The organism is Streptomyces sp. AM6-12 (assembly GCF_044327085.1).
In the GTDB taxonomy this organism is placed as follows: Bacteria; Actinomycetota; Actinomycetes; order Streptomycetales; family Streptomycetaceae; genus Streptomyces.
In genome coordinates this window covers 4,291,305-4,307,034 of record NZ_JBIQWN010000001.1, presented here as the reverse complement: position 1 = coordinate 4,307,034, position 15,730 = coordinate 4,291,305, and the positions used below count along the sequence as shown (strand labels likewise).

The following is a 15,730-nucleotide window of genomic DNA, read 5'->3' as shown; positions in this document are numbered from 1 at the left end:
CCCGGAGCGAAACGAAACCGTTTCGTACGTGGGGTCCGTCACGGACGTGAGGAGCGCATAAAACACGGACGCGTAGGACGGGAGAAGGGCATATAAGTTGCCCGCCCCCAGCGGGCGGAAAAGCATGGGGAGGGTGAGCTATCTGCGCTTCCCCCACCTCAGCGGCGACCTGCTGTGCTTCGTGGCCGAGGACGACCTGTGGCTGGCCCCCCTCGACGCCCCCGGCCGCGCCTGGCGGCTCACGGCGGACCGCACCAAGACCGGGCACCCCCGCTTCTCCCCCGACGGCACCCGGATCGCGTACACGAACTGGCGCAGCCTGGTCCCCGAGATCCATCTCGTGGACGTCTCCGGCGGCCCCGCGCGGCAGCTGACGTACTGGGGCAGCACCGACACCCAGGTGTGCGGCTGGTCCCCGGACGGCGACATCCTGGCGGTGGCCTCGCACCAGCAGCCGTTCTCCTACTTCACCTGGGCCTACAAGGTGACCCCCGACGGCGATCCGGGCGGCCGGCTGCCCTGGGGCCCGGTGACCGAGATCCAGGTCGCCGACCTCGGGGGCGAGCGCAAGACGCTGCTGCTCACCGGCACCCCGCCACACGAACCCGCCTCCTGGAAGCGCTACCGGGGCGGCGCCATGGGCCGCCTGTGGCTGCACGGCGAGCACCTGCTGCCCGACCTCGGCGGCCATCTGGCCAGCCCCGTGTACGTGGCCGGGCGGATCGCCTTCCTCTCCGACCATGAGGGCGTCGGCAACCTCTACTCCTGCGCCTACGACGGCACCGACCTGCGCCGCCACACCGACCACGACGCCTTCTACGCCCGGCACGCCTCCAGCGACGGCGACCGGGTGGTCTACCAGTGCGCGGGCGACCTGTGGATGGTGGACGACTTCTCCGCGCACGGCACCCCCCGCAAGCTGGACGTCCGCCTCGCCGGGCCCGCCGCGGGCCGGCGCCGCTACCAGGTACCGGCCGCACAGAACGTGGACGGCATCTCCGTGGACGAGACCGGCCGGGCCAGCGCGGTCGTGGTGCGCGGCAGCCTGTACTGGCTCACCCACCGCGACGGCCCCGCCCGCACCATCGCGGACACCCCCGGCGTCCGGGTCCGGCTGCCGGAGATGCTGGGCTCGATGGGGCAGGTCGCCTATGTGACCGACGCCGGGGGCGAGGACGCGGTGGAGATCGCCCAGCTGCCCCGCGCCACCGGGGACCGCCCGCCCCGCCGGCTCGCCCGTGGCGCCCTCGGCCGGGTCCTGGAGATGGTCGCGGACCCGGACGGCGAGCGCCTGGCGGTCGCCTCCCACGACGGCCGCCTGCTCCTGATCGACGTGCCCGAGGAGCCCGGCGCCGGGGTCCCGGACGCGCCCGGCACCGGGGTCGGCGCCGAGGCCGAGGAGGGCGCGGTCACCGAGCTGATCCGCTCCGTCAACGGGCCCGTGCGCGACCTCGCCTTCTCCCCCGACGGCAGTTGGCTCACCTGGTCCCACCCCGGCATCGGCCGCTCCCTGCGCCAGATCAAGCTGGCCCGGATCAAGGACCGGCTGATCGTGGACGTCACCGACGGCCGCTTCGAGGACGAGACCCCCGTCTTCACCCGCGACGGCCGCTACCTCGCCTTCCTGTCCTGGCGCGGCTTCGACCCGGTGTACGACGTGCACACCGGCGACCTGTCCTTCCCGCTCGGCAGCCGCCCGTACCTGGTGCCGCTGTCCTCGGCGACCCCCTCGCCGTTCGCCCTGAACCCCGAGGGGCGCCCGGCGGCCGGCGGGCTCGACCCGCTGGAGGACGAGGAGAGCGGCGAGGCGGGCGCGGTGACGGTCGAGGTGGAGGGCCTGGCCAGCCGGGTCACCCCGTTCCCGGTGATCGCCTCCAAGTACTCCTCGCTGTACCCGGTCGCGGGCGGCGGCCTGGTCTGGCTGCGCTGGCCGATCTCCGGCGCGCTCGGCGAGACCTTCGTCAACCCGGCCGACACCAGCGGCCGTCCCACCCTGGAGTACTTCAACATCGCCAAGGGGAAGAAGTCCGAACTCGTCGGCCACCTGGACTGGTTCGCGGTGAGCGGCGACGGCACCCGGCTCGTCGTGGTGGACGAGGGCGAGCTGCGCGCGGTGCCCGCCACCGAGATGGGCGACACCGACAGCACCGTCTGGATCGACCTGCGCCGCATCCTGCATGAGGTGGACCCGCCCGCCGAGTGGCGCCAGTCGTACGACGAGGCGGGCCGGCTCATCCGCGCCTACTTCTGGGATCCGGGCATGAGCGGCATCGACTGGGACGCGGTGCTCGACCAGTACCGCCCGCTGGTCGAACGGGTCGCCTCCCCGGACGAGTTCGCGGATCTGCTGCGCGAGGTCCTCGGCGAACTCGGCACCTCGCACGCCTACGTCACCGCCGCCCGCCGCAACGAGGGCCCGCCGCACTACCAGCGCTGGCAGGGCCTGCTCGGCGCCAACCTGGTGCGCCGGGAGGCCGGCTGGACGGTCCGGCGGATCCTGCCCGGCGACTCCTCGGACTCCAAGGCCCGCTCACCGCTGGCCGGCACGGGCATCCGCGAGGGCGCCGTCCTCACCCATGTCGACGGCCGCCCGGTCGACCCCGTCACGGGCCCCTACCCGCTGCTCGCCGGCTCGGGCGGTACGACGGTGGAGCTGACCTTCGCCCCCGCCGAGGGCACCGGCGGGCCCCGCCGGGTCGCCGTGGTCCCGCTGATCGACGACCGGCCACTGCGCTACCAGGACTGGGTGGCCAAACGCCGGGACGTGGTGCGGGAGTTGAGCGGCGGCCGGTGCGGATACCTGCACATCCCCGACATGGGCGGCTCCGGCTGGGCGCAGTTCAACCGGGATCTGCGCATGGAGGTGTCGCGGCCCGCGCTCATCGTGGACGTGCGCGGCAACGCGGGCGGCCACATCAGCGAGCTGGTCATCGAGAAACTGACCCGCACGATCCTGGGCTGGGACCTGACGCGCAACGCCCAGCCGGTGTCGTACACCTCGAACGCGCCCCGCGGCCCGGTGGTGGCGCTGGCCGACGAGGCGACCTCCTCCGACGGCGACATGATCACGGCCGCGTTCAAACTCCTCAGGCTGGGGCCGGTGGTGGGGCAGCGCACCTGGGGCGGAGTCGTCGGCATGACCGGCCGGCACCGCCTCGGCGACGGCACCGTCATCACCGTGCCCATGAACGCCGCCTGGTTCGACGCCTACGGCTGGGCCGTCGAGAACCACGGCGTCGCCCCGGACCTGGAGATCCTGCGCACCCCCCTGGACTGGGCCGAGGGCCGCCACGCCCAGATGGACGACGCGATCCAACTGGCCCTGAAACTCCTCGATTCCCACCCCGCCGCCGTCCCCCCGGACTACTCCGACACCCCCGACCGCTCCCGCCCGAAACTGCCACCGAGACCGGCGTCGTAAGTCGTGAACGGCGACGAACCACCCCAGAACAAACGCGGGGCGCCCTCCGAAGCGAAGGGCACCCCGCATACCCGGCCGAAGCCGAGCGCCGCGGCTACGCGTCGTAGTCGTGGTCCATCCGGTCCTGCATCTCCGTGTCGTCGATGTTCTGACGACCCCGGTCGGGCTGCTGGCCCTGCTGACCGCGCTGGCCGGCACGCTCACGCGCCTGGCCCGGCTTGTCCTTGCCCATCGGGCGGCCCTGGTTCTGGCCCTGGCGCTGCTGGTCCTTCATACCCATGTGGGTTCACTCCTGTGATGAGTGGGAGCGGGGATCGGCCCCTCGGCGGGGCCAGGACCAGATTCACACGACCCACCACCCTGCGCATGTGGATCAGTTACGGTGGGTGACCCGCGCCGCCTCGTCCGCCGCGCCGCCCGCGCCGACCAGCCCGGACCGCATCCCTTCCAGCCGCGGCCCGAACCGCTTCATCTCCCGCTGCCCCACCGACCCGATGAGCCCCGGCAGATACCCGCGCACGCTCTGCATGCCCCGCAGCCACCACTGCGCGTACACATGCGAGGAGCGCCGCTCGATCCCCGCGACGATCCGGTCCACCGCCGGCCCCAGCGGATACGTCTTGTTCGACGGCCACGGCAGCCGCTGCCGCAACTCCCGCATGACGTCGTCCTGATCGGCCCCGCGCACCATGTCGGTGTCGGTCCACGACAGGTACCCGACGCCGACCCGCACCCCCTGGTAGCCGACCTCGGCCCGCAGGCTGTGCGCGTACGCCTCCACACCGGACTTGGAGGCGCAGTACGCGGTCATCATCGGCGCCGGGGTGATCGCCGCCAGGGAGGCGATCTGGAGCAGATAGCCCCGGCTCTCCACCAGCACCGGCAGGAACGCGCGGGCGGTCACCGCCGAGCCGATGAGGTTGACCTCGATCACCCGCCGCCAGGCGTCCGGATCGGAGTCGATGAACGGACCGCCCGTCGCCACACCGGCGTTGGCGACCACGATGTCCACCTTCCCGAACCGCGCCTTCACCTCCCGCGCCACCCGGCTCATCGCCTCGTGGTCGGTGACGTCGGCGTACCAGTGGCCGCTCTCGCTGTGCAGCCGCCCGGAGACCTCCTTCAGGGCCTCCTCCTCCAGGCCGACCAGCGCCACCTTCGCGCCGCGCGCGGAGAGCTTGCGGGCGAGCAACTCGCCGACGCCGCGCGCCGCTCCGGTGACGACCGCGACCTGTCCTTCGAGCCCGACCCTGCTCATGCGCCCTCCTTGATCCGCTGGGGCGCGGGTTCACCGGCCCCCGTGACGTACGTGCTGACGAGGTCCCGGATGCGGCCCGTGACCCTCTCGGGCTCCTCGACCGGGGTCATGTGGCCGGCGCCGGGCAGCTCGGTGAGCCCGGCGCACCGCGGGAGTTCGGCGACCAGGGCGTGGGCGTGCACCGGGGGCACGAGACGGTCGGCCGTGCCGTGCAGGACCGCGGTGGGCATGTCGAGCCCCCGTACGCCGCTGACCAGATCGAGCGTCGCGAGCACACGGGACCAGGCGTGCCGGGCGCCGGTCGGGCAGTCGTGCACGATCCTCGCGCACGCCTCCACCATCTCCGGTGTCGAACGGGCGCCCATCGTGCCGTACTTGAGGATGCGCTTGGCGAGCGGTGTGACCGGTCCGAGCGGGGCGCGCGAGCCGAGGACGCCCGCGCTGAGCCGGGTGCGCAGCGGTCCCTCGCGCAGCGGCAGCACCCGTGCCTCGGCCACCAGCCGCGAACTGCCGGTGCTGGCCAGCAGGACGGCGGCCGCGTGGGCGCGGAACCGGGGCCGTCCGGCCGCCGCCATGACCGCCATGCCGCCCATGGAGTGCCCGGCGACCAGGACCTGTTCGCCGTCGGCGAGGGTCGCGGCGAGCACCGCCTCCAGGTCGTCCGCGAGCGCGCGGGTGGTGCAGACGGGGCTCGCGGGGCTGCGCCCGTGCCCCCGCTGGTCGTAGACGATCACCCGGTGGTCCCCGGCCAGGTCCCGGATCTGCGCGGCCCAGAAGGCGGTCGAGCAGGTCCAGCCGTGGGAGAGGACGACGGCGGGCGCGTCCTCGGGCCCGTGCACCTCGACGTGCAGCCGGGCGTCGTCGGTGGAGGGGACGGTGAGTACGCGGCCGGGGACCGGCGGGGCGTAGGCGCCGGACGTCATGTGGGGGGCGCGGGGACGGCTCATACGGCGACCTCGTCGGTCTGCGAAGCCTGCGCGCTCTCGCGGGCCTCGGCGGGCTCCAGCGCTCCTCCGGCCGCCCGGATCACCTCGTACTCCCCCAGGTCCACCCGCCGGGTCGCGCGCCGGAACTCGGTGGTCGTGCCCGGCCACACGGTGGTGTTGCGCCCGCCTGCGTCGAGGTACCAGCTGGTGCAGCCGCCGGTGTTCCACACGGTCCGCTGCATGCGCTCCTGGACCTTGTGGTTCCAGGCCGCGACGGCGCCGGGGCGGGCGTCGAGCGCGGTGCGGCCGCCGAGGATGTCGAGCTGGCGCAGGTAGTCGGCCATGTAGTTCAGCTGGGACTCGATCATGAGGATCATGGAGGAGTTGCCGAGGCCGGTGTTGGGCCCGATGACCGTCATGAAGTTCGGGAACCCGGCGGCGGTGGCGCCGCGCAGCGCCTGCATGCCGTCCTTCCACGCCTCGGCGAGGGTGATGCCCTGCGCGCCGACCACGCGCTCGGCGATCGGCATGTCCGTGACGTGGAAGCCCGTGCCGAAGACGATCGCGTCGACCTCGGCCTCGGTGCCGTCGGCGGCCGCCAGGGTCGAGCCCCGCACCTCGCTGAGCCCGCTGGCGACGACGTCCACGTTGGGCCTGGTCAGCGCCGGGTAGTAGGTGTTGGACAGCAGGATGCGCTTGCAGCCGATGCGGTAGTCGGGGGTGAGCTTGGCGCGCAGGGCCGGGTCCTTGACCGCGCGGGCCATGTTGCGCCTGGCGAGCTGCTCGACCAGGCCGAGTTCGTCGGGCCGCTTGGTGAACGCCTGCACCTGCAGCTCCCGGATGCCCCACAGCAGCCCGCGCCGCAGCTGGGTGGTGAGCGGCAGGGAGCGGTGCAGCCAGCGCTCGGCGGGGCTGATCGCGCGGTCCACACGGGGCATCACCCAGGGCGGGGTGCGCTGGAAGAGGGTGAGCCGGCCGACCCGCGACTGGATGGCGGGCACGATCTGGATGGCGGAGGCGCCGGTGCCGACCATGGCCACGCGCTTGCCGCGCAGGTCGTAGTCGTGGTCCCAGCGGGCGGAGTGGAACACCTTGCCGGGGAAGGAGTCCAGGCCCGGGATGTCGGGCACCTTGGGGTCGGACAGCGGTCCGGTGGCGGAGACGACGACATCGGCGGTCAGCGGTCCGCGCGTGGTCTCGATGTGCCAGCGCAGGCTGTCGCGGTCCCAGCCGAGCAGCTTGACCTCGGCGCCGAAGCGGATCTGCGGGCGCAGTCCGAAGACGTCGGTGACGTGCTCCAGGTAGGCGCGGATGTGCCGCTGCCCGGAGAAGGTGCGCGGCCACTCGGGGTTGGGCGCGAAGGAGAAGGAGTACAGGTGCGAGGGCACGTCGCAGGCGCAGCCGGGGTAGCTGTTGTCCCGCCAGGTGCCGCCGACGTCCTCGGCGCGCTCCAGGACGACGAAGTCGGTGATCCCCTCGCGGCGCAGCCGCACGGCGGCGCCGAGCCCGCCGAAGCCGGACCCGATCACCGCCACCCTCACATGCTCGTGCTCGGCCATCCCGGAGCCTCCACGCGTCGCCTTGAAATGCCGTCCGTCAATGCTGCCAGTGAACACTGGCACGATGGGACTGTAGAGCAGCTCCGTACCGAGCGGTAGGGGGCGCGGGAAGGAAAGTTACCGGCGGTACACCATAGGCTTCGGGCGTGGCAGCAGACACCGGACACCCGGAGGCGCCCCGTGGGGGCCCGCGCGAGTACCGCACACAGGAGCTGGCCCGCCTGGCCGGCATCACCGTGCGCACCCTGCGCTTCTACCGCGAACGCAAACTGCTGCCGCCGCCCCGCCGCGAGGGCCGTATCGCCTGGTACGACGACCACCACCTGGCCCGGCTGCGCACGATCGGCGCCCTACTGGAGCGCGGCCACACGCTGACCGGCATCGCGGAGCTGGCCGAGGCCCTGGACCAGGGCCGGGACGTCGCCGACCTGCTCGGCGTCGGCGCCCCCACCGAGGAGGAGCCGATCCGCCTCACCCCGGAGGAACTGGCCGCCCGCTTCGAGGGCGAGGTCACCCCGGAGAACCTGGCCGCCGCCATGGAGCTGGGCTACCTGGGCACCGACGGCGACACGATCGTGCACATCAGCCGGCGCCTGCTGGACGTCTCCTCCGCCCTGGTCCGCGAGGGCATCCCGCTCGCCGAGGTCCTCACGGCCGGCGCCCGTGTCCGCGAGCACGCCGAGGCCCTGGCCACCCTCTTCTCCGACCTGATCCTGCGCCACGCCCCGGAAGAGGACCTCCACCGCCTGCGCCCCCTCGCCCGCAGCGTGGTGGAGGCGGAACTGTCCCTGGCCATGGACCGGCAGCTGAACAAGGGGAACTGACCGGCCTGCCCGGACCCGGTCCGGAAGAGGGACCTCAGGCGCCGTAGACCACGGTCACCGGCGCGTGGTCGGACCAGCGCTCGGCGTGCGAAGCCGCCCGCTCCACGCGCGCCTTGAGCGCCCGCGCGGCGAGGCCCGGCGTGGCCATCTGGTAGTCGATGCGCCATCCCGAGTCGTTGTCGAACGCCCGCCCCCGGTACGACCACCACGTGTAGGGGCCGTCGACGTCCGGGTGCAGGGCCCGTACGACGTCGACGTAGCCGCCCTCCTCGGCGGCGAGCACCCGGTCGAGCCAGGCGCGCTCCTCGGGCAGGAAGCCGGAGTTCCTGGTGTTGCCGCGCCAGTTCTTGAGGTCGGCCTCGCGGTGGGCGATGTTCCAGTCGCCGCAGACGACCACCTCGCGTCCCTCGGCGGCGGCGCGTTCGCGCAGCGCCCCGAGGTGGTCGAGGAACTCCGCCATGAACCGGACCTTCTCGTCCTGCCGCTCGGTGCCGACCTCGCCGGAGGGGAGGTAGAGGGAGGCGACGGTCACACCGGGCAGGTCGGCCTCGACGTAGCGCCCGCTGCCGTCGAACTCCGCGGACCCGAAGCCGATCCGGACCCGGTCGGGTTCGCGCCGGGTGTACAGGGAGACGCCCGCGCGCCCCTTGGCGGCCGCCGGGGCGTGCACGACATGCCAGCCTGCGGGCTCGCGCACCTCCTCGGGCAACTGGTGCGGCTCGGCGCGCACCTCCTGGAGGCACACGACGTCCGCCTCCGTGGCGGCCAGCCACGGCACGAAGCCCTTCTTGGCGGCAGCCCGCAGCCCGTTCACGTTCACCGAGGTCACAGTCAGCACCGGAGCACGATACCGGCACACTGGACGGAGCCCTCACCAGCGAGGGGTCCCTCCCGCATGGAAGCGCGATGCCCAGATGAACATTCGCCGCATACGTTTCGACCACCCCGACGCCGTCAAGCTCAACGACGCGGTGCAGGCCGAATACGCCCTCCGTTACGGCGACGACGGCGACGAAACCTTCCTCACCCCCGAGGACTTCCTCCCGCCTCGGGGCGTCTACCTGATCGCGTACGACGAGTCCGACCGCCCGGTGGCCACCGGCGGCTGGCGCAGCCAGGAGCACAACGAGGAGGGCTACTCGGACGGCGACGCCGAGCTGAAGCGCATGTACGTGATCGAGGAGATGCGCGGCCGGGGCCTGGCCCGCCGGATGCTGGCCGCCCTGGAGGAGGACGCCCGCGCGGCCGGGCGGCGGCGGATGGTCCTGGAGACGGGCACCAAGCAGCCGGAGGCCATCGCCCTGTACACCTCCAGCGGCTACACGCTCTGCCCCAAGTTCGGTTTCTACCGCTTCCACGAGGAGAGCCGCTGCTTCGCGAAGGACCTGTGACCGGGCCGGGGCCATGGCCACGGGGGGGGCCGGAGCGACGGACGCGAAGGCCCCCGCCACGGCCACCGGGCACGGGCGCACATGTCAAAGCCCCGGTCGGTTTCCCGACCGGGGCTTTGAGCTGCGTGGACCTGAGGGGATTTGAACCCCTGGCCCCCTCGATGCGAACGAGGTGCGCTACCGGACTGCGCCACAGGCCCTTGCAACGAGTGAAACTCTAGCACCCTGATCGGGGTGCTTGGAAATCCGTTCCCGAACTGGTCAGGAGCGGCTTCCCGGATGTGGCGGCCGTCACTCGTTGGCGGCGCGCGGACGGTCCCCGTCCTCGTACTGGTCGAACAGCGGGGTGCGGCCGCGCTCGCGGGAGCGGCGGGCGGAGGCGGCACGCCGCGCGCCGCCGCGGCCGTCGGCCGACCGGTCCGCCGACGGCGCCGGCTCGCCCTCCCCGGCCGCGGGCGCCTGGCCCGTCTCCTGATCCGGGGCGACCGAGCTGGACCGCGCCGAACTCCAGGTGTCCGGCCCGCCGAGGTCGATGCCGGAGGTGGCCCGCGGCGCGACCGGCGCGGTCACGTACGTGGGCAGGGGTACCGGCACCGGGTCCCAGCTGTCCCCCTGACCGGGCCGCCGCTGCCGCTCGCGCTGCTGGTCGACCCACTCGGCGTGGTCGGTCTGCTCCACCAGGGCGCGCCGGTCGGCGGCGCGCGCCAGGAGGCCGGGGTCCGTGTCGGTCCCTGTGGCCTCCTCCGGTTCGTCGGCGGCGCGGGCGGCCTCCGCGGTCGGACGCCTGCGCGGCTGGCGCTCACGCAGTCGCTGGGCGGCGGCCTCGGCGCGGCGGCGGTCCATCTGGTAGGCGAAGCGGCGGCGTTCCTGGGCGCGCAGATACGCGATGTACGCGCTGAGGAGCACGGCGGGCCCGGCGGGCGCCCACAGGAAGGCGAGGCCTCCGACGGCGGCGACGATCGCGCCGACGGTGAAGGCGAGGAACAGCAGTACGGTGGTGCGCCGACGGCGCGCGAGTACCTTCGTGCGCCGGGCACGCGCTGCGGCCGCCTGCGCCGAGGGTGACCGGCGGGCCGCCGGTGCGTGCTGCTGCGCCGGGATCGCGGGGGCGTGGCCCCGGTCGGCTTCCGGGCCGCGGGACGCCTCGGGCTCGCTCTCCGCCGTGACCTGACGGCGGGTCGGAGGCACGGCGAAGGCCCGGACGTCCACCGAATCGGTGACGGCGTCCGGATCGACGGCGTCCGGCTCCCCCTCCTCGGCGGAGCGCGCCCGCAGGTCCTTGGCGTACCGGCGCTCCATCCCCGCCCGTCCGGAAAGCAGCCGGATGGCGGTGCTGAAGCGTTCCGTCGGACGGGCCTCGTTCAGCTCGTCCTGCCTACGGAGCCACATCGGCACCAAGTAGGCGGCCCAGGCCCCGACAATGACTGCGTAGATGAGGCCGCTGCTGCTCACGACTCACACGGTAGAGGGGTTTGACCGAAGGGATCGGCCAATTGAGCCGGTGTGTCGCACGATCTGGCTGATATTTCCAGCATTTTTTGCGGCCCATACGATCAAAATTTCGAACGCATATTCAATTCCTCGGTCCTTGTGCCGCCGAGCGCGCCCGCCGCCACCGGCTCAGCAGCCCGTCCGGCACCTCCTCGGCGGTCAGCGCGAAGACCAGGTGGTCCCGCCAGGCGCCGTCGATGTGCAGATAGCGCGGCCGCAACCCCTCCTCGCGGAAGCCGAGCTTCTCCACCACCCGGCGGCTGGGCCGGTTCTCGGGACGGATGCACACCTCGATGCGGTGCAGCCCGACCGCGCGGAAACAGTGGTCCACCACCAGCGCGACGGCCGTGGGCATCACCCCGCGCCCGGCCACCGACTCGTCCACCCAGTAGCCGATGTGCCCGGAGCACATCGACCCCCAGGTGATCCCGGCGACCGTCAACTGCCCGACCAGGCGGCCCTGGTACTCGATGACGAACGGCAGCATCCGGCCCGCGTGCGCCTCGCGGCGCAGATGCCGGACCATCTGCCGGTACGTCGGCCGGTGCGCGACCGGGCCGCTCGGGGTGGGCGGCGGGATCGTGGCCTCCCAGGGGCGCAGCCAGTCCCGGTTGCGCCGGTTCACCTCGCGCCACTCCCGCTGGTCGCGCAGCTTTATCGGCCGCAGGACGACATCGCCGTCCACCAGCACGACCGGCCAGGTCGATCCGTTCAGCTCGCACCCCCCGCACTGGGTCTGGCGTGGTCGCCGCCGCGAAGCTGGTCCACGGCGTGGGCCAGCAGGGGCTCCAGGACGGCCAGTCCGTCCTTCACCCCGCCCGTGGACCCCGGCAGGTTGACGATCAGGGTCCGGCCGGCGACCCCGGCGACGCCTCGGGACAGCGCGGCGGTCGGCACCTTCCGCATGCCGAAGGCCCGGATGGCCTCGGCGATGCCCGGCACCTCGTGGTCGATGACGGCGCGGGTCGCCTCGGGGGTGCGGTCGGTCGGGGTCAGGCCGGTGCCGCCGGTGGTGAGAATCGCGTCGTACCCGGCGGCGGCGCCCGCGCGCAGGGCGGCCTCGACCGGCTCCCCGTCGGGCACGACCTGGGGGCCGTCCACGGCGAAGCCGAGGCGCGTGAGGCCGTCGGCGATCAGCGGGCCGCCCCGGTCCTCGTAGACACCCGCGGCGGCCCGGTTGGAGGCGGTGATCACCAGGGCGCGGTAGCTCATGCCCGGCTCCAGTCGCCCGACTTGCCGCCCGTCTTCTCCAGCACGCGTACGTCCGTGATGACCGCTCCCTTGTCGACCGCCTTGACCATGTCGATCACGGTGAGCGCGGCGACCGTCACCGCGGTGAGGGCCTCCATCTCGACGCCCGTACGGTCCGTGGTCTTCACGGTGGCCGTGATCTCCACGGCGTCGTCCGCGACCGACAGATCCAGTTTCACACCCGACACCGACAACGGGTGGCAGAGCGGGATCAGGTCCGGGGTGCGCTTGGCGCCCATGATGCCCGCGATCCGCGCGGTGGCCAGCGCGTCTCCCTTGGGCACCCCCTCGCCGCGGAGCAGTTCGACCACGCGGGGCGAGACCAGGACGCGGCCGGCGGCGCGTGCGGTGCGCGCGGTGACGTCCTTGCCGGAGACGTCGACCATGCGGGCCGCGCCGGCCGCGTCGAGGTGCGTGAGGTGGTCCTGGGCGGAGGTCTTGGGGGTCTGCCCCGGAGACGGTTCGGTCATGCTGTGCGGCGCTCCCGGTCCGGGCCCGCGCCGTGCGGTGCGCGGGCCTGCTGTGCGCGACACGGTACCGCCAAGTAGTCTCGCGCAGCCGCCCAGGAGGTGCCTCAGCCGAGCGGTACGACCTCCACCTCGGTGCCGGGCTCGACGGACTCCATGTCCTCGGGCACCACGATCAGCGCGTCCGCGTGCGCCAGCGCCGCCACCAGGTGGGAGCCCGCGCCGCCCACCGGGGTGACCTCGCCGTCCGCGTACCGGCCCCGCAGGAACTGCCGGCGGCCCTTCGGGGAGCGCAGCGCCTTGTCCGCGGTGAGCGTGGCCCGCACCACCGGCCGGTGCAGATCGGTGAGGCCCATCAGGGCGCGGATCGCGGGCCGGACGAACAGCTCGAAGGAGACGTACGACGACACGGGGTTGCCCGGCAGCGCGAGCAGCGGCGTGTGATCGGGGCCGATGGAGCCGAAGCCCTGGGGCTTGCCCGGCTGCATGGCCAGCTTGCGGAACTCGATGCCGCTGCCCGGCACGTCCTCGTCGCCGATGTCCGCCAGCGCCTCCTTGACCACGTCATACGCCCCGACGCTCACCCCGCCCGTGGTGACCAGCAGATCGGCGCGGATCAGCTGGTCCTCGATGGTCGAGCGCAGGGTCTCGGCGTCGTCGGCGACGGCGCCCACCCGGTAGGCGATGGCACCCGCGTCCCGCGCGGCGGCGGTGAGGGCGAAGCTGTTGGAGTCGTAGATCCGGCCGCGGCCCAGCTGCTCGCCGGGCTGGACGAGTTCGCTGCCGGTGGAGACGACGACCACGCGCGGGCGCGGGCGCACCTTCACCGTGCCCCGGCCGATCGCGGCGAGCAGCGCGATCTGCGGCGGGCCGAGGATCGTACCGGCCTCCAGCGCGCGATCGCCCGCCTTCACGTCGCTGCCCTCGGCCCGGACGTGTGCGCGCGCCTCGACGGGCCGGTGCACGCGCACCTGGCCCTCGGCGTCCTCGGGGGCGAGGCTGCGGGCCCGCATGCCGCCGGCCGGGCCCTCGCCGAGCCCGCCGTCGGTCCACTCCACGGGGACCACGGCCTCGGCGCCGGGCGGCAGCGGGGCGCCGGTCATGATCCGGGCGGCCTGGCCAGGACCGACCCGCACCGGCTCGTCCGCGCCGGCCGCGACGTCCCCGACGACCTCCAGGGCGGCCGGGAACTCCTCGCTGGCGCCCTCGACATCGGCGACCCGCACCGCGTACCCGTCCATCGAGCTGTTGTCGAAGGGCGGCAGCGACACCGGGACCGTGACGTCCTCGACCAGGACGCAGCCCTGGGCGTCGAGCAGTTGGAGTTCGATGGGCTCCAGGGGCTGGACCGTGGCGAGGATGTCCTCCAGGTGCTGGTCCACCGACCACAGGTCGTCTTCGCCGGTCGGGCGGGGCGCGGCGCTGCTCAACTCTGCTGCATCTCCTCGGCTACGTAACTGCGGAGCCAGGTCCGGAACTCCGGGCCCAGGTCTTCACGTTCGCATGCGAGTCTGACAATGGCACGCAGGTAGTCGCCGCGGTCGCCGGTGTCGTAGCGGCGGCCGCGGAAGACCACGCCGTGCACGGGGCCGCCGAGCTTCTCGTCGGCGGCGAGCTGCTGGAGGGCGTCGGTCAGCTGGATCTCGCCGCCGCGGCCCGGCTCCGTCTTGCGCAGGACGTCGAAGATCTCCGGCGCGAGCACGTAGCGGCCGATGATCGCGTAGTTCGACGGCGCCTCGGCCGGGTCGGGCTTCTCGACCAGGCCGGTGATCTTGACGACGTCGCCCTCGGCGGTGGCGTCCACGGCCGCGCAGCCGTAGAGGTGGATCTGCTCGGGCGCGACCTCCATGAGGGCGATGACGCTGCCGCCGTGCCGCTCCTGGATCTCGATCATGCGCTGGAGCAGGGGGTCGCGGGGGTCGATCAGGTCGTCGCCGAGCAGGACGGCGAAGGGCTCGTGGCCGACGTGCGGGGCGGCGCACAGCACGGCGTGGCCCAGGCCCCTGGGGTCGCCCTGGCGGACGTAGTGCATGGTCGCCAGGTCGCTGGACTCCTGCACCTTGGCCAGGCGGCTCGCGTCGCCCTTCTTCTGGAGGGCGGATTCCAGCTCGTAGTTGCGGTCGAAGTGGTCCTCCAGGGGACGCTTGTTACGACCGGTGATCATGAGGACGTCGTCGAGCCCCGCGGACACGGCCTCCTCGACCACGTACTGGATCGCGGGCTTGTCGACGACCGGAAGCATCTCCTTGGGAGTCGCCTTGGTCGCCGGCAGGAACCGGGTACCAAGACCCGCCGCCGGAATGACAGCCTTGCTGATCCTGGGGTGCGCCTGAGTCATGCCCGACACCTTAACCGGCGTCCCTTGGTATGACCTGGGGCTGCGCTTGGCCGGCCCTTTGACGACGACCCGGACGGCATCGACGCCGTGAACGGCAGACGGAAAGGGTGCGGTACGACCCGTGGAACAGGACGGACGCGTGGACGAGCCTGACAAGAGGACGTTGCGGCGGGGCCTCCTCGCGGTGAGGAACGGGCTGCCGGACGATGACGTACGGGCGGCCGGCCGGGCGCTCGCCGCGCGCGCCCTGGAGCTGCCCGAGCTGGCGGCGGCGCGCACGGTCGCGGCGTACGTCTCCGTCGGTACCGAACCCGGCACCGGCGCGCTCCTGGACGCCCTGCGCGCGCGGGGCACCCGTGTCCTGCTCCCCGCGCTGCTGTCCGACAACGACCTGGACTGGGGCGAGTACACCGGGCCCGGCTCCCTGACGGAGGTACGGCACGGCTCCAGGATGGCCCTCCTCGAACCCTCGGGCGCCCGGCTCGGCCCGGACGCCGTGACGGGCGCGGACGTGGTCCTGCTGCCCGGTCTCGCGGTGGACGCGCGCGGGATGCGGCTGGGGCGCGGCGGCGGCTCGTACGACCGTGTGCTGGCCCGCCTGGAGCGCGCGGGCGTACGGCCCCGCCTGGTGGTGCTGCTCTACGACACGGAGGTCGTCGCGCGGGTCCCCGTGGAGGAGCACGACCGGCCGGTGCACGCGGTGGTGACGCCGTCCGGGGTGCGCCGCTTCGCCTGAGGCGGCCCCGGTACGCGGAACGGCCCGACACGCGCGCGTGTCGGGCCGTTCCGTCCGGCGGGTGCGGC

General features: G+C 73.2%; 15 protein-coding genes and 1 tRNA gene. 4 read left to right on the top strand and 12 right to left on the bottom strand.

Features of this window, described 5'->3' with window-relative positions; all coding sequences use genetic code 11:
• Window positions 1-133: 133 nt before the first annotated feature.
• Complete coding sequence (locus tag ACE4Q9_RS19575; protein ID WP_397985517.1) at window positions 134-3,421, top strand: S41 family peptidase; 3,288 nt, start codon at window positions 134-136, stop codon at window positions 3,419-3,421.
• A 94-nt stretch (window positions 3,422-3,515) separates the two neighbouring features.
• On the opposite strand, the gene ACE4Q9_RS19570 is transcribed toward ACE4Q9_RS19575, so the two are convergent.
• The 4 genes from ACE4Q9_RS19570 to ACE4Q9_RS19555 all read right to left on the bottom strand — a co-directional run bounded on the left by ACE4Q9_RS19570 (window position 3,516) and on the right by ACE4Q9_RS19555 (window position 7,164).
• Window positions 3,516-3,701, bottom strand: a complete 186-nt coding sequence (locus ACE4Q9_RS19570) for a hypothetical protein (protein WP_397985516.1) — start codon at window positions 3,699-3,701, stop codon at window positions 3,516-3,518.
• Window positions 3,702-3,794: 93 nt separating this feature from the next.
• Window positions 3,795-4,679, bottom strand: a complete 885-nt coding sequence (locus ACE4Q9_RS19565; RefSeq protein WP_397985515.1) for an SDR family oxidoreductase — start codon at window positions 4,677-4,679, stop codon at window positions 3,795-3,797.
• Window positions 4,676-5,626, bottom strand: a complete 951-nt coding sequence (locus ACE4Q9_RS19560) for an alpha/beta fold hydrolase (RefSeq protein ID WP_397985514.1) — start codon at window positions 5,624-5,626, stop codon at window positions 4,676-4,678. Before ACE4Q9_RS19560 ends, ACE4Q9_RS19565 begins: the two co-directional genes overlap by 4 nt.
• A complete protein-coding gene (locus ACE4Q9_RS19555; protein ID WP_397985513.1) occupies window positions 5,623-7,164 on the bottom strand; it encodes a flavin-containing monooxygenase in 1,542 nt (513 codons plus the stop codon). Before ACE4Q9_RS19555 ends, ACE4Q9_RS19560 begins: the two co-directional genes overlap by 4 nt.
• Window positions 7,165-7,310: 146 nt before the next feature.
• Between ACE4Q9_RS19555 and ACE4Q9_RS19550 the strand changes: the two genes are divergently transcribed.
• Window positions 7,311-7,988: a MerR family transcriptional regulator gene (locus ACE4Q9_RS19550; protein ID WP_397985512.1), complete on the top strand. Its 678-nt coding sequence runs from the start codon at window positions 7,311-7,313 to the stop codon at window positions 7,986-7,988.
• Window positions 7,989-8,022: 34 nt separating this feature from the next.
• On the opposite strand, the gene ACE4Q9_RS19545 is transcribed toward ACE4Q9_RS19550, so the two are convergent.
• Window positions 8,023-8,817: an exodeoxyribonuclease III gene (locus ACE4Q9_RS19545; protein ID WP_397987267.1), complete on the bottom strand. Its 795-nt coding sequence runs from the start codon at window positions 8,815-8,817 to the stop codon at window positions 8,023-8,025.
• 85 nt (window positions 8,818-8,902) lie between these two features.
• Here ACE4Q9_RS19545 and ACE4Q9_RS19540 point away from each other — a divergent pair, with 85 nt between their 5' ends.
• Window positions 8,903-9,379, top strand: coding sequence for a GNAT family N-acetyltransferase (locus ACE4Q9_RS19540; RefSeq protein WP_397985511.1), 477 nt, complete (start codon window positions 8,903-8,905; stop codon window positions 9,377-9,379).
• Between the two features lie 126 nt (window positions 9,380-9,505).
• Here ACE4Q9_RS19540 and ACE4Q9_RS19535 read toward each other — a convergent pair.
• The 7 genes from ACE4Q9_RS19535 to galU form a co-directional block, all read right to left on the bottom strand.
• Window positions 9,506-9,579 (bottom strand) — tRNA-Ala (locus ACE4Q9_RS19535).
• Between the two features lie 91 nt (window positions 9,580-9,670).
• A complete protein-coding gene (gene glpR, locus ACE4Q9_RS19530; RefSeq protein ID WP_397985510.1) occupies window positions 9,671-10,831 on the bottom strand; it encodes a gephyrin-like molybdotransferase receptor GlpR in 1,161 nt (386 codons plus the stop codon).
• Between the two features lie 121 nt (window positions 10,832-10,952).
• Window positions 10,953-11,561, bottom strand: coding sequence for a GNAT family N-acetyltransferase (locus ACE4Q9_RS19525; RefSeq protein WP_397985509.1), 609 nt, complete (start codon window positions 11,559-11,561; stop codon window positions 10,953-10,955).
• 20 nt (window positions 11,562-11,581) lie between these two features.
• A complete protein-coding gene (locus ACE4Q9_RS19520) occupies window positions 11,582-12,082 on the bottom strand; it encodes a molybdenum cofactor biosynthesis protein B (RefSeq protein WP_397985508.1) in 501 nt (166 codons plus the stop codon).
• Complete coding sequence (gene moaC, locus ACE4Q9_RS19515; RefSeq protein WP_397985507.1) at window positions 12,079-12,591, bottom strand: cyclic pyranopterin monophosphate synthase MoaC; 513 nt, start codon at window positions 12,589-12,591, stop codon at window positions 12,079-12,081. Before moaC ends, ACE4Q9_RS19520 begins: the two co-directional genes overlap by 4 nt.
• Window positions 12,592-12,695: 104 nt before the next feature.
• Window positions 12,696-14,018, bottom strand: coding sequence for a gephyrin-like molybdotransferase Glp (glp, locus tag ACE4Q9_RS19510; protein ID WP_397985506.1), 1,323 nt, complete (start codon window positions 14,016-14,018; stop codon window positions 12,696-12,698).
• Complete coding sequence (galU, locus tag ACE4Q9_RS19505; RefSeq protein ID WP_397985505.1) at window positions 14,015-14,926, bottom strand: UTP--glucose-1-phosphate uridylyltransferase GalU; 912 nt, start codon at window positions 14,924-14,926, stop codon at window positions 14,015-14,017. The genes glp and galU overlap by 4 nt, the downstream gene beginning before the upstream one ends.
• 139 nt (window positions 14,927-15,065) lie before the next feature.
• Between galU and ACE4Q9_RS19500 the strand changes: the two genes are divergently transcribed.
• Entirely contained in the window at window positions 15,066-15,662 is a 597-nt protein-coding gene (locus ACE4Q9_RS19500) for a 5-formyltetrahydrofolate cyclo-ligase (protein ID WP_397985504.1), read from the top strand.
• The last annotated feature ends 68 nt before the right edge of the window (window positions 15,663-15,730 follow it).

Coding starts and splice junctions, on each gene's coding strand:
- ACE4Q9_RS19540 (WP_397985511.1), top strand. CDS start 8,903: ATGAACATTCGCCGCATACGTTTCGACCACCCCGACGCCGTCAAGCTC.
- ACE4Q9_RS19560 (WP_397985514.1), bottom strand. CDS start 5,626: ATGAGCCGTCCCCGCGCCCCCCACATGACGTCCGGCGCCTACGCCCCG.
- ACE4Q9_RS19565 (WP_397985515.1), bottom strand. CDS start 4,679: ATGAGCAGGGTCGGGCTCGAAGGACAGGTCGCGGTCGTCACCGGAGCG.
- moaC (WP_397985507.1), bottom strand. CDS start 12,591: ATGACCGAACCGTCTCCGGGGCAGACCCCCAAGACCTCCGCCCAGGAC.
- ACE4Q9_RS19570 (WP_397985516.1), bottom strand. CDS start 3,701: ATGGGTATGAAGGACCAGCAGCGCCAGGGCCAGAACCAGGGCCGCCCG.
- ACE4Q9_RS19520 (WP_397985508.1), bottom strand. CDS start 12,082: ATGAGCTACCGCGCCCTGGTGATCACCGCCTCCAACCGGGCCGCCGCG.
- ACE4Q9_RS19555 (WP_397985513.1), bottom strand. CDS start 7,164: ATGGCCGAGCACGAGCATGTGAGGGTGGCGGTGATCGGGTCCGGCTTC.
- galU (WP_397985505.1), bottom strand. CDS start 14,926: ATGACTCAGGCGCACCCCAGGATCAGCAAGGCTGTCATTCCGGCGGCG.